Source organism: Paenibacillus flagellatus (assembly GCF_003217775.1).
Lineage (GTDB): Bacteria > Bacillota > Bacilli > Paenibacillales > NBRC-103111 > Paenibacillus_AB > Paenibacillus_AB flagellatus.
This window is the reverse complement of record NZ_QJVJ01000011.1, coordinates 224,987-237,249: the sequence shown is the minus strand read 5'-3', so window position 1 is coordinate 237,249 and position 12,263 is coordinate 224,987. Positions and strand designations below refer to the sequence as shown.

General features: G+C 60.5%; 12 protein-coding genes. 7 read left to right on the top strand and 5 right to left on the bottom strand.

Annotated features, from left to right (window positions below; all coding sequences use genetic code 11):
- Positions 1-186 precede the first annotated feature (186 nt).
- Positions 187-921, top strand: a complete 735-nt coding sequence (locus DLM86_RS23690; RefSeq protein ID WP_245954857.1) for a response regulator transcription factor — start codon at positions 187-189, stop codon at positions 919-921.
- Positions 922-934: 13 nt separating this feature from the next.
- Here DLM86_RS23690 and DLM86_RS23685 read toward each other — a convergent pair whose 3' ends face one another.
- Genes DLM86_RS23685 through DLM86_RS23670 form a run of 4 tightly spaced genes read right to left on the bottom strand, consistent with a single transcriptional unit; the run spans position 935 to position 4,864 of the window.
- The gene (locus DLM86_RS23685) at positions 935-2,779 is read right to left on the bottom strand and encodes a SpoIIE family protein phosphatase (protein ID WP_158289631.1); all 1,845 of its coding nucleotides are present in this window, start codon (positions 2,777-2,779) and stop codon (positions 935-937) included.
- Positions 2,776-3,171 (bottom strand): DUF1987 domain-containing protein, encoded by a 396-nt coding sequence (locus DLM86_RS23680; protein WP_110842590.1) that lies wholly within the window; start codon positions 3,169-3,171, stop codon positions 2,776-2,778. Before DLM86_RS23680 ends, DLM86_RS23685 begins: the two co-directional genes overlap by 4 nt.
- An 11-nt stretch (positions 3,172-3,182) precedes the next feature.
- Positions 3,183-3,731 (bottom strand): SiaB family protein kinase, encoded by a 549-nt coding sequence (locus tag DLM86_RS23675; RefSeq protein ID WP_110842540.1) that lies wholly within the window; start codon positions 3,729-3,731, stop codon positions 3,183-3,185.
- 59 nt (positions 3,732-3,790) lie between these two features.
- Positions 3,791-4,864 carry a sensor histidine kinase gene (locus DLM86_RS23670; protein WP_110842539.1) on the bottom strand — a complete coding sequence of 358 codons (1,074 nt, stop codon included), beginning with the start codon at positions 4,862-4,864 and terminating at the stop codon, positions 3,791-3,793.
- 297 nt (positions 4,865-5,161) lie between these two features.
- On the opposite strand from DLM86_RS23670, the gene DLM86_RS23665 reads away from it, so the two are divergent.
- Complete coding sequence (locus tag DLM86_RS23665) at positions 5,162-6,343, top strand: MGDG synthase family glycosyltransferase (RefSeq protein WP_110842538.1); 1,182 nt, start codon at positions 5,162-5,164, stop codon at positions 6,341-6,343.
- Between the two features lie 282 nt (positions 6,344-6,625).
- Here DLM86_RS23665 and DLM86_RS23660 read toward each other — a convergent pair whose 3' ends face one another.
- The gene (locus tag DLM86_RS23660) at positions 6,626-6,832 is read right to left on the bottom strand and encodes a DUF1657 domain-containing protein (protein ID WP_110842589.1); all 207 of its coding nucleotides are present in this window, start codon (positions 6,830-6,832) and stop codon (positions 6,626-6,628) included.
- A gap of 145 nt (positions 6,833-6,977) precedes the next feature.
- Here DLM86_RS23660 and DLM86_RS23655 point away from each other — a divergent pair, with 145 nt between their 5' ends.
- From DLM86_RS23655 to DLM86_RS23635, 5 genes are all read left to right on the top strand, one after another.
- Positions 6,978-7,838, top strand: a complete 861-nt coding sequence (locus DLM86_RS23655) for a DUF421 domain-containing protein (protein ID WP_110842537.1) — start codon at positions 6,978-6,980, stop codon at positions 7,836-7,838.
- A gap of 44 nt (positions 7,839-7,882) precedes the next feature.
- A complete protein-coding gene (gene spoVAC, locus DLM86_RS23650; protein ID WP_110842588.1) occupies positions 7,883-8,359 on the top strand; it encodes a stage V sporulation protein AC in 477 nt (158 codons plus the stop codon).
- Position 8,360: 1 nt separating this feature from the next.
- Positions 8,361-9,374 carry a stage V sporulation protein AD gene (gene spoVAD / locus DLM86_RS23645; RefSeq protein ID WP_110842536.1) on the top strand — a complete coding sequence of 338 codons (1,014 nt, stop codon included), beginning with the start codon at positions 8,361-8,363 and terminating at the stop codon, positions 9,372-9,374.
- Positions 9,375-9,390: 16 nt separating this feature from the next.
- Complete coding sequence (gene spoVAE, locus DLM86_RS23640; protein ID WP_110842587.1) at positions 9,391-9,756, top strand: stage V sporulation protein AE; 366 nt, start codon at positions 9,391-9,393, stop codon at positions 9,754-9,756.
- A gap of 229 nt (positions 9,757-9,985) precedes the next feature.
- Positions 9,986-12,097 (top strand): LTA synthase family protein, encoded by a 2,112-nt coding sequence (locus DLM86_RS23635; RefSeq protein WP_158289630.1) that lies wholly within the window; start codon positions 9,986-9,988, stop codon positions 12,095-12,097.
- Positions 12,098-12,263: the final 166 nt, after the last annotated feature.

Below are 12,263 nucleotides of genomic sequence, written 5' to 3'. Positions count from 1 at the left end.
CGACAACATCCTGCAGCCGTTCCGCGAAGGGCGGGAAAAACGGAGAACCGTATCCGGCGGCTGAAGACGGTATGGCGACCCGCCCCCCGACATGCTACACTGGATACGACGTTATAGGTTGAGCGGAACCGAATGCAAGCCTCGACTTATACCGAGTGCCGACAGACAGACGGGGGAGGGAGCGCGGTGGAAACCGTGAAAACGGCGACGGTGCTCGTCGTCGAAGACGATAACGAAATTCGCGAGCTCATTCGGCTCTATTTGATCAAGAACGGCCTTCGCGTCGCGGAGGCGAGCGACGGCGCGACCGCCCTGCGCGAATTCGAGAACGTCCGTCCGGACCTTGTCCTGCTCGATATCCAACTGCCCGGCGAAAGCGGGCTCGAGGTGTGCGAGCGGATTCGCGGCGTCTCGAACGTGCCGATCATCTTCGTCAGCGCCCGCGGCGAATCGGAGGACATCGTACACGGACTCCAGCTCGGCGCGGACGATTATATCCCGAAGCCGTTCGATCCCGCCGTCGTCGTCGCCCGGGTGAAGGCGAACCTCCGGCGGGCGCCGATATATCGGCGGTTCGAGCCGGCGGCGCCCCAGGCGGCGGCGCACGAACGGAACGTGTCGGGCAAGGGCGTCCATATCGATACGAAAAAAATGACCGTCCATGCGGACGGTCGGGAAGTGCGGCTGTCGGCCAAAGAGTTCCAGCTGCTCGCCTTCCTGGCGAGCCGGCCGGGCGAAGTGTTCGCGGCGACCGATCTGTACGAGCGCGTATGGGGCAGCGACAGCAACGACGATCCGCGGACGGTGATGGTTCACATTTACAACATGCGCAAAAAACTCGAAGCGGACCCGGCGCATCCGCAATATATCGTCAGCGTCCGCGGCATGGGCTACCGGTTCCGCGGAACGGCGGACCGCTGACGCGGCGCCGCCGTTAGCGTCCGGGGAGCCGGAAGCCGAGGACGGTGACGTCGTCGCGCTGCGGCTCGTCGCCGCGGTAACGCGCCAGCTCCGCCTCGAGCAGCTCCCGCTGCTCGGCCATCGGCCTGTCCCCGTATCGTTCGATCCACGCCTTCCACCTCGTCTTGCCGAACGAATAGCCTTTGTCCCCGCCGTTCTGATCGGCCAAGCCGTCGGTCGCGAGAAACAGCCCGTCGTCCGGTCCCGGCGTCAGCTCCGTATGGACGAACGGGTAATCGGCCGGCGTTTTCCGGTAGCCGATCGCCTTGCGCGTGCCTTCGACCTCCGTCACGCCGTCCGGCGTCCGGACATAGAGCGAGCATCCGGCTCCGGCGAACAGGACGCGGCCGTCCTTGATCCGGCACAGGCCGATGTCGAGACCGTCGTCGGTCAAGCCGTCCTTGCCTTCCTGATTGAGCGTCGTCTTGATCGTCCGGTTCAAAGCCGACAGCAGCCCGGCCGGGTCGTCCGCCGTTCCCCGCTCGGCGATCTGATCGAGCAGCGAGACGGTCATGATCGACATGAGCGCTCCGGGGACGCCGTGTCCGGTGCAGTCGCCGACGGCGACGAGCAGCCCTCCGTCGATTCGCTTGATCCAGTAAAAATCGCCGCCGACCCGGTCTCGCGGCTTCCATAGGACGAAATGATCGGGCAGCGCCGACATCAGCTCCGCCTCGGCCGGAAGCGACGATACTTGGATACGGCTCGCGTAATCGAGGCTGTCGACGATTTTGCCGTTCTGCTCGGCGAGTTCCTTCGTTCGCTCGGCGATTTGCCGCTCCAGCTCTTCATTCAGCGCCACCGCGCGCTTGTACGGATCGGCCAGCTTACGCGACATATAATAGAAGAAGAACACGATGGACAGCAGCGAGATCGCCACCGCCGCGGCGGTCTGCGCCTGAATCGTCTTCAGGAACGAGACGGCTTCCTCGCGGTCGACCGATACCATCAGATGCCAATCGGTCGATCGGATCGGGAACAAGATCGCGTCGTTCGTCTTGCCGTCCGCGGATTCGTATTCGAGCACCTGCTGGTCGCGATCCAGCAGCGCGATCGCCCGGTCGGCCGCTTCGGCGGGCATGAATTCGCGAATCGTTTTGCCGTTCTGGTCGAACTCGTCGGACAAGTAGATCGTGCCGCTCCGGTCGATCAGCCACAGGCTGCCGTTCCGGCCGTACTTGTACTCCTCGAACTTGCGGGACAAGTCCCGCAGACTGAGCCCCACGCCGACGATCGCGAGCGGGTTGCCGCCGCTGCGCATGATCGCGTCGACGAACACGAACGTATCCTTCCGTTCGTCGTTATAGTCGATCATCACCTTGATCGGGTTGTTTTCCCGCAGCACCTCGTAAAACCAATCGTCGTCCGGGTCGTTCGGGGAGACGACGTCGATGACGTTCCCGGCCTCCGACCAATACTGGCCCGTCGGCACGCTGACGACAAACGAATTGTCGTAGCCGAACCGCTCCTTCAAGCCGACGATTTTGTCCAGCACTTGCGAGCGCTGCTCGCCGCTGCGCTCGCCGTCCGCGATCCACTGCTTCACTTGGCGGTCCTCGGCCAGAATGAGCGACGTTTCGACCGCCCGTTCGATGCTGCCGTCGATTTTCGCCGATATCGAGCTGGCGATGTAGACGAGATCGCTTTCCTTCAGCTTCTTGACCGACTGGCCCTTCGTGATGTAATACGCGATGACGCCGGTGACGACGATCGAGACGACGATGAGGGCAGCCGCGAACGCGGTCACCTTCGCCACGCCGGAATCGTACAGCGGGTTGTCGCGGATCGCCGAGCGCCGGGTTCGGGCGGGGCCGCTCACGGGGAGCTTTCCTCTTGGGCGACGATGTCGAACGGAAGCGTCAAATCTTCCTTCAGCTCCTCGGCGCATTCGAACTCGGTTTCGTTGCCAGGGTTGCAATACCAGCGGATGAAGACGGCCTTCCCTTCGGCATGGGCGACCTCGAACTTGTCGAGCAGCATCATGAGGCATTTCGTGCTGCTCGTATTGATGTAAGGCATGCGCAGCTCGACGACCGTCGTCGCGTCGGGGGCGAGCTGCCGCAAGTACGCGTCCGCCCAATCGAGAATCGGCTCATAGAACTTGAAGGCGTTTTCCGGATAAGATTGGCCGTTCAAGGACAGACGGTTGGCGACGGGATCGAAGTCGACGGCGGGGGAGCTTTTCGTTCCGGCAATATGTAATCGTTCCATCATATCCACTCCTATACGACCGCCTTCAAAGTAAAAAACGACAAATGCTCGTCCAGCGGCGTCACCGAATATTCGAGCGGATCCCGGGCCTTGCGCGCGATATCGATCAATCCGAGGCCGGCGCCTTCCGATCCGTCCGGCGTTTCCTTGCGGAGCATTTCCTTGTAGTACGTCTTCAGCGCCGGCTTGTCCATCGCGATCAGCGGATCGATCCGCGCCGTCAGGGCGGCCAAGTCCGCTTTGTCGACGACATTGCCCGAGCAGATGAAATGGCCGTTGTCCGTCTTGCCGATCGTGACGATGCTGGACTGGGCGATCGCGTCGTAATGCGCGCTGTCTTTTTTGCCGGAGCAGTAATTTTTGATGTTCTGCGTCTGTTCGATGAAGATGGAGAAAATGTGCGTCACTTCGTTTTGCGGCCGCTCCTCGTTTTCCAAATACGACTTCACCGCGGCGCCGTATTCCTCGATCAAGCTTTGCGACAGCTTGCCGGCGAAGCTGATCAGGATGCCGTTGTCCCTCAGCATCGACTGCACCTGCAACAAACGGTTGTGAATCACTTGGCTCGTTCCCCCTGTTCTTGCGATGATTTCCTCCCCAGTTTATCAGGAAAAAGGACCTATGTGGAAAAAAGTTTCGACCGGTCCGTGTCGAAATCGGGTGTATTCCCATCGGCGTCTGCGGCGTCGTGAAACGCCGGTACGGCAAACAGAAAACGGCTGCCCGCGCCCGCGGCGCTGACCGCTCCGATTCGGCCGCCGTGCTGGGCGACGATCTCCTTCGCGATCGCGAGGCCGAGGCCGGTTCCCTGCACGCCGCGGGCGGCGGAATGGCCTCCCCGGTAAAAGCGGTCGAAAATGCGCGGAAGCTCTTCGGCCGGGATGCCGGGGCCGGTATCCTCCACGGCCAGCGTAAACCAAAGCGGCGGCTTCCGTTCGCCCGCGTGCTCGATCGGCGGCGCCGCGTCGGGAGGCTCGGCCGTTAGCCGGCCGGTTATCCGGACGGAGCCGCCGTGCGGCGTAAATTTCAATGCGTTGTCGACGAAATTCGTGACGACCTGCTCGATGCGCAGCGAGTCGACGACGATGTGGGCGCGCTCCGGCGACGCGCCGGTGCCGGCGTCTACGCCGATGTCCGGTCCGACGGTTAGCTCGACTCCGCAACGGGCCGCCTCCAGCGCGTACTTGCCCTGCAGCGCCGAGAACCAGAGCGCGACCGGAACCGGATTGAAATGAAAGCGCAGCTGGTTCGCCTTGAGCGTGGACAGCTGGAACAGATCGGAGATGAGGTCGCTGATCGTCAGAAGCTTCTGGTAGATCATCTTCAAGTACGATTCGTCGGGCGGAATGACGTCGTCCAGAAACGCTTTCACGTAGCCCTGCACGGACGTGATCGGCGTACGGAGCTCGTGGGAGATGTCGCTGATGAGCTGGCGGCGCAGCTGTTCGACGTGCTGCAGCTCGGAATGGGCGGCCTTCAATTCCTGCTCCCGCTCCTTGAGCGTCCGGCCCTGAATGTCGCTGATGCGCGACAGCTTCATCGTCGTCTTCAGCAATTTCTCATAGTGGCGGGTCAACTGCTCGAATTCATGCGGCTCGGGCGTCCTGCCCTTGGCCACGTCGGCTTTGGCGGCTTTCAATATGCGCAGCTCTTCGGCGAATACGGCTTGCTCGGATACGGTTCCGGCGTCCACGGCGTTCTCTCCCCGGTATGCGAATTGGGTCCATTATAGCAGAAATCCGGCGCTTCGGGTGCTCGGCCGGCTGTCAACGACAAAACGGTTTTATTAAGAAATGCTTCAGAATTTCCCCGCATAAAAATTAAGCTTCGTCCCGTATACTTCGTATCAATCGAACTATGAGGGATAACCGGACGGGGAATCGGACTGGACTTAGGTCCGGGGACGAAACCGACGGCAGTCCGTATCGGATCGCCGCGTGCGCGAGTTATGATGAAACCATAAAGAAGCCGACAGGGCGGGGTGGTTGTCATGAAAGAAAAAATATTGATATTATCCGGGCCGTTCGGGGAGGGCCACAAGCAGGCGGCGCAGGCGCTGCTCGAGACGTGCAAGCTGGCGAAGCCGAACGCGGAGGCGGTCGTCGTCGATTTCATGGAGTGGACGCTGCCGAGACTGCACGGCCTGAGCAAAACCGTATTTCATCAAGGGGTGCAAAAGTTTCCTTCGCTGTACGGCTACTTGTTCAAGCGGACGCGCAAGCCTTCGACGCTCTCGTCCTTGACGTCCCGGCTGCGCTGGTACGGACTGAAGCGGATCGTCAAGCTGCTGGACGACGTTCGGCCGTCGGTCGTCGTCAGCACGTTTCCGCTCGCCGCGGCGGCCATGTCCGCTCTGAAAACGGCCGGCCTGACCGACATTCCGACGGTAACCGTCATTACGGACCATACGGATCACAGCTACTGGATCCACCCGGGGACGGACCGGTACGTCGTCGGCTCGGAGAAAGTGCGCAAGGGGCTCGGAGGATGGGGCGTGGCGGATTATCGCGTGACGGTAACCGGCATCCCGGTCCGGCCCACGTTTTTCACGGGCGCCGCGAACGTCGACCGGTCCGCGCTGCGGGCGAAGCTCGGGCTGCGGACGGACAAACCGGTGCTGCTGCTCATGGGCGGCGGCTACGGCATGATGAGCGCCGGCATGATCCGGCTGACGGTGGAGGCCGCGAAATCGAAGGCGATGCAGGTCGTCGTCGTCTGCGGCCATAACGAGAAGCTCCGGCACAAGCTCGAGGAGCGTCTGGCTTTGGAGGCCCCGGGGCATGACGTGCGGGTGACGGGCTTCATTCGCAATATGGAAGAATATATGGGAGCCAGCGATTTGATCGTGACGAAGCCGGGCGGACTGACGACGGCGGAAGCGATCGCCATGCGGCTGCCGATGGTGCTGTACCGTCCGCTTCCGGGACAGGAGGAGGATAATGCGGAATTTTTGACCGGGGCCGGGGTAGCCGTTCGGGCCGAGGACGACGAGGAGCTGACGGCGCTCGTCTTCACGTTGATCGCGTCCCCGGAGACGCTCCAAGCGATGCGGCTCGACGCCGAACGGCTGCATATGGAGACGTCGTCGCTGCAGGCGCTGGAGGCGATCGTGTCGGCTCGGCATATTCCCGTTCCCCGCTGGGAGAATGCGGTCGTTCGGGTCGGCGTTTGACGTGCCTTCGCGAACGTTGGGCGAATGCCTCGGTCCGGATGCGAGCGCATGCATATAATGAAGGGTATGATCCAACGTCAAGACGATGGGAGCCTTCCGTATGCCGATCACCTCGTGGACTATACTGGTTATCGTCCTGTTCATCCTGCTCGTAATCGTGCTTGCGATACTACCCGGATAAGCGGCCTGCCGCTGATCCGCCGCTACTCGTTAAGGCAGCCGCCTGAACGTCGGAAGACGGTTCACGCGGCTGTTTGCATGCTCATCGCGGATTTGTGCGGCTCAGAAGCCCTTGTATTGCGGTTCTTCGTTCTCGAGCTGCTGGACGCGGGAGCTGATTTGGTCGACAACCTGCTGCGTCGTTTGCGCGCAATTTTGAAAGACGGTTTTCGCCTCCTGGTTCTGGGTATTGAGCGCGAATTGCTCAAGACTTGCTTGTGCGCTTTTCAGCGACGCCAGACACGTTTTTACTTGCGATGCGACTGTCATTTCGATCATCACCTCCGTTTCCAACACTACTATGCCCGTATCGGGCCGGAATCCTTTCCTGTTAAAAACTGTCACGAAATCCGCTCGTTCCTTTTACCAATAATAACGGGGCACATATCCAACGAGAAGAAACGGGGAGCATGCGATGCCGATATGGACGGAAATCGTCTGGAGGTCCGCCGCCGCCGTAGCGGTGCTATTCCTGTTGACCCGATTGCTCGGCAAAAAGCAGCTGTCCGAGCTCAATTTTTTCCATTACATCGTAGGCATTACGATCGGTGACATTGCCGGCTTCATTTCGTTGGAGATGGAAAGCCACTTTTGGCACGGCGTAACGGGGATTCTTATCTGGACGCTCATTCCGATCGGGCTCGAGAAGCTGTCCATGAAGAGCAAGCATATCCGCCATTGGTTCGAGGGGGAAGCGACGGTGCTCGTGAAGGACGGCAAGGTGCTCGAAGACAATTTGAAGAAAACCCGGTTTACGTCGGACGAGCTGCTCGAGGAGCTGCGCAAAAAGAACGCGTTCCGTCTGGCCGACGTCGAATTCGCCGTGCTGGAAACCGACGGGGACGTCAGCGTCCTGTTGACCCGCGAAAACCAGCCGCTTACGCCGAGACATCTCGGCATCCAAGTAGCGAACGAACCGGAGCCCCAAGTCGTCATTATGGATGGGGAAATCATGGACGAGCCGCTCGCGACGGCGGGACTGAGCCGCGGATGGTTAAGCGCCGAGCTGGAGAAACTGGGGGTAGCCCAAGAAAACGTCTATTTGGCCCAAGTGGACGGCTACGGCCAATTGAGCGTCGATCTGTACGACGATCAACTGAAGGTGCCGAAGCCCTGCTCCCGCAAGCTGCTGTGGGCGACGCTCAAAAAATGCGAAGCCGACTTGGAGCTGTTCGCGTTGGCGTCCGAAGACCGCCAGGCGAAGGAGCTGTATGCCGACGGCGTCATGTCCATGAAGCGCGTCGTCGAGCAGGTCGAGCCCTATTTGAAGCGGTAAGCCGCCTTTTTACCAGAACGGAAGGAGAGATGCGAATGGCAACGATGGCCGCCCAGAAAAAAAAGAAGCTCACCCCGGTCCAGCAAGAGTACCAGTCGCTTGCCAAGCAGAAAGAACCGCCGCGGCCGATCGTCCGCAATTGCGTCCGCGCGTTTATCGCCGGCGGAACGATATGCGCGATCGGCCAGCTGCTGACGGAAATGTTTATCCATTGGTTCGGCTTTACCGAGAAAACGGCCGGAAGTCCGACCGTGGCGGTGCTTATCTTCCTTTCGGTCGTCTTGACCAGTCTGGGCGTGTACGACAAAATCGCCCAATGGGCCGGAGCGGGTTCCGCCGTACCGGTTACCGGCTTCGCCAACTCGATGTGCTCGGCGGCGATCGAGCATCGGAGCGAAGGGCTCGTGCTCGGCACCGGAGGCAACATGTTCAAGCTGGCCGGCTCGGTCATCGTCTTCGGCACGGTGGCCGCTTTCCTCGTCGGCATCGTTCATATGTTTCTCGGACTGGGAGGGAGCTGACATGCTGACGGGACATCAGACGTGGACGTTCGCGCAGCCCCCCGTCATCCTGTCGACCGCGACCGTCGTCGGTCCGGACGAAGCGGCGGGCCCGCTCGCCCGCGATTTCGACATCGTGCACGGCGATTTGATGCTCGGTCAAGACAGCTGGGAGAAGGCGGAACGCAAGCTGCTCGAGGAATCGACCAAGCTGGCGGTCGAAAACGCCGGGCTGACGAACGGCGACATCCAAATGTTCGTGGCGGGCGACCTGCTCAACCAGATCATCAGCGCCACGTTCGCCGCCCGGACGTTGGCCGTTCCGTACTTGGGCGTGTTCGGCGCATGCTCGACCTCGATGGAAAGCTTGGCGCTCGCCTCGCTCATCGTCAGCTCCGGAGCGGCGAAGCACGCCATTGCGGCGACCGCGAGCCATAACTGCACCGTCGAGAAGCAGTTCCGCTATCCGACCGAATACGGCTCGCAGAAGCCGCCGACGGCGCAATATACGGTTACCGGCTCGGGGGCGGCGGTTATCGGCGCTTCGGGAGAAGGGCCCCGGGTGACGAGAGCGACGATCGGCCGCGTCGTCGACATGGGCATCAAGGACCCGTTCAATATGGGCGCCGCCATGGCGCCGGCCGCGGTCGATACGATTCAGGCGCATTTCCGCGATACGGGGCTCGAGCCGGGGGATTACGACATGATCGTCACCGGCGACTTGGCTTCGGTCGGCTACTCGATCGCCCGCGAGCTGTTCGACAAGCATAACGTCCGGATCGATCAGACCAATTATTACGATTGCGGTCTGCTCGTCTACGACGTCGAACGCCAGTCGGTGCAAGCCGGCGGCAGCGGCTGCGCCTGCTCGGCCGTCGTGACGTACGGGCATTTGCTCAAGCGGATGAAGGCCGGCGAGCTGAACCGGCTGCTCGTCGTGGCGACGGGCGCGCTTCTGTCCCCGCTGTCGTACCAGCAAGGGGAAAGCATCCCCTGCATCGCGCATGCGGTCGCCATCGAAAGCGGAAGGAGCTGAATCGACTATGGATTGGATGCAGCTGATATGGGCGTTCGTCATCGGGGGCGCGATATGCGTCGTCGGACAGCTCATGATGGACGCCGGACGTCTGACGCCGGCCCATACGATGAGCACGCTCGTCGTCGTCGGCGCGATCGTGGACGGGATCATGATCGGCAACAAAAGCTTGTACGACCGGTTCATCGAATTCGCCGGGGCGGGAGCGACGGTGCCGATTACGAGCTTCGGCAATTCGCTCGTTCACGGCGCCCTGCAGGAATACAAGCTTCACGGCGCGGTCGGCATCATCACCGGCATTTTCGAGGTGACGAGCGCCGGCATATCCGCCGCGATCATCTTCTCGTTTCTCGCGGCGACGTTCGTCAAGCCGAAGGGCTAAGACGGATCGTCGCCGGGCGGATCGGCGGATAACGGCCGGTCCGCTTTTTGCCGCGAACAGGGCGACTTGGCATAATTGTTAGCTTTGTAGGCCGTTTCCACTCGTGATATAATGGCTTAGACGTTTACAAGAACTTCATATGGCGACCTTGATCCTCTTTCGTTCAGACTTATTTCGATTCGGGCCGGTTCATAGAGGAAATCCTTTGATAGATTGGGAGATTGGTTCAATGGGGAAATGGGCAAAACTCGCGGGAGCGTATTTGAAAGACCGGTACCTGATGTTCGTATTGACCGGCTGGCTCGTCTTGTTCATGGAGGAATTAAGCCGCAACCATACATGGGGCGCGATCAAGTGGAGCTTTCTGCACATCCCGGCCTTCGCGCTGAACGGGGCTTTCGTGTTCGGGGCGCTGCTCGCGCTTACGGCGGCTACCGGACGAATGAGGCTTTCGTATTGGATCGTAGCCGGCATCGGCTTCGCGCTCGCTCTCGTAAGCGGCGTCAAGTCGAAGATGCTGGGCGTGCCGCTGCTGCCGTGGGACTTCGTCCTGACCGGGGAAGCGAGCGACATGGCCGAATATTTGAAAAACATCGTCACGTTCGAGCTGATCGCCGACATCGTCGTCTTCCTGGCCGTCAGCTGGCTGCTGCTGTACAAGACGAACCGCGTCGTCAAGGTGATCCGCTGGAAGGAGCGGGCCGCCATTGCCGTATTCGCCATAGCGCTCGTTGCCGTCGTGTATACCGACAAGCCGATCCCGGTCAAGAGCGCGTTCGGCATCGGGGCCATTCCGTGGGACCAATCCGAGCACGTCGAGACGAACGGCCTTCTTCTTGCATCCGTTCTCAATCTCGATTATATGAACGTGGACAAGATGAAAGATTACGATAACAAGGCGATCGCCGAAATCGTCGCCACGAGCGTCCAGCCGCAGGTCGGCGGAGGCGCCGCCGAGTCGTCCGTCAAGCCGAACGTCATCGTCGTGCTGAGCGAATCGTTGTGGGACCCGTCGCAGCTGAAGGATGTCAAGTTCAGTAGGGATCCGATGCCGTTCTATCACGAGCTGCAGCAAAAGACGACGACGGGCACGCTGCTGTCGCCCCAATTCGGCGGCGGCACGGCCAACGTCGAGTTCGAGGTGCTGACGGGCAACTCGATGCGGTTCCTCCCGCAAGGGACGATTCCGTACAACCAGCACATTACGCATCCCGTCGATTCGCTTGCCGGCATCTTGGCCCGCCAAGGCTATTACGCGACGGCGATCAGCCCGTTCCACCGCTGGTATTTCAACGCCGACAAGGTGTATCAAAACTTCGGCTTCGCGCAGTACATTCCGCTCGAATTTTTCGATCCGGTGTATGAGGGGGCCTACATCGCCGACAGCGAAGTGAGCAAGCTGATCATCGAGCAGACGGCCAAGACGCCGGAGCGGGATTTCGTGTTCGCGAACACGATGGAGAACCATTTCCACTACTATCCCGGCAAGTTCAAGGAAAACACGATCAAGGTCGAAGGCGACGTGCCGGCGGACACGCGCGGCATGCTGGAGACGTACGCACAGGGCACCCAGGACGCGGACAAAATGCTGCGGACGCTCGTCGAGCATTATCAGAAATCGCCGGAGCCTACGATTATCGTCTTTTTCGGCGACCATCTGCCGTATTTGGGCGACGAGTACAAGGCGTACAAGGATGCGAAATGGATTACGGGCGAAAGCGACCCCGACTTCCTGAACAAGATGTACCGGACGCCGCTCGTCGTATGGGACAATTTTACGCCGCAGCAGAAGGAATCGCTTCATATGAGCCCGTCGTTCCTGTCTTCCTACGTGCTGGACAAAGCGAAGCTGCCCGGCTCGTATTATACCGACTATTTGCGCGAGCTGTCGAAGAAATATCCGGTCATCCCGCCGAAAAGCTATTATACCGAAATGAATATCAACGAAGCCGACTTGAAGCAGTACGAGCTTCTCCAATACGATATATTGTTCGGCGAGCAGCACGCGTATGGGGACGTCAAGAACAAAATCGTCAATCCGAACTACTTCCTCGGCTTCGGACCGTTGACGATCGAGCAGGTCGCGACCGATCCGCAAAAAAGCGGAGCGGATGCGGGAATCGTCGTGACGGGCCGGAACCTTCCGGCGCTCGGCAAGGTGTACGTCAACGGGAAGCCGGTCGAGACGCAGCGGGGCAAGGACGGAGCGCTGACCGCGAAGCTGCCGCCGGATGCGCTCAAAGCCGGCAAGGCGGACATTCAAGTGAAAGTGCTGGACTCGAAGGAGATCGTCATCGCCGAATCGAACGTGTTCACGATGACGGCCGCTTCGAAGCCGTAATACGGAATTAGGACCAAGCTGCCAGGCCGTTCTCCTTCGGGAGGGCGGCCTTTCGTGTCGACGGCGGAAGCGGAGGAGTTTTCCGTCGAACAATTTGCATCGCGGATGAAACCTTCCGCTGCTGGAAACGTATACAGGAAAGCGCGTTCGCGTCGAACCGACTCGG